Origin of the sequence: Alicyclobacillus hesperidum subsp. aegles (assembly GCF_027923525.1) — a bacterium.
Taxonomy (GTDB): domain Bacteria; phylum Bacillota; class Bacilli; order Alicyclobacillales; family Alicyclobacillaceae; genus Alicyclobacillus; species Alicyclobacillus aegles.
In genome coordinates this window covers 1-269 of the sequence record NZ_BSBJ01000063.1, presented here as the reverse complement: position 1 = coordinate 269, position 269 = coordinate 1, and the positions used below count along the sequence as shown (strand labels likewise).

Below are 269 nucleotides of genomic sequence, written 5' to 3'. Positions count from 1 at the left end.
CGTGCCTCAGCGTCAGTCACTGTCCAGCAAGGCGCCTTCGCCACTGGTATTCCTCCACATATCTACGCATTTCACCGCTACACGTGGAATTCCCCTTGCCTCTCCAGCACTCAAGTCATGCAGTTTCCAAAGCCGTCCCATGGTTGAGCCATGGACTTTCACTCCAGACTTACACAACCGCCTACGCACGCTTTACGCCCAGTGATTCCGGACAACGCTTGCCCCCTACGTATTACCGCGGCTGCTGGCACGTAGTTTGCCGGGGCTTC

General features: G+C 56.9%; 1 rRNA gene. It reads right to left on the bottom strand.

The window, feature by feature from the left end:
• Positions 1-269 (bottom strand): 16S ribosomal RNA (locus QMF38_RS11845); the annotation flags it as partial.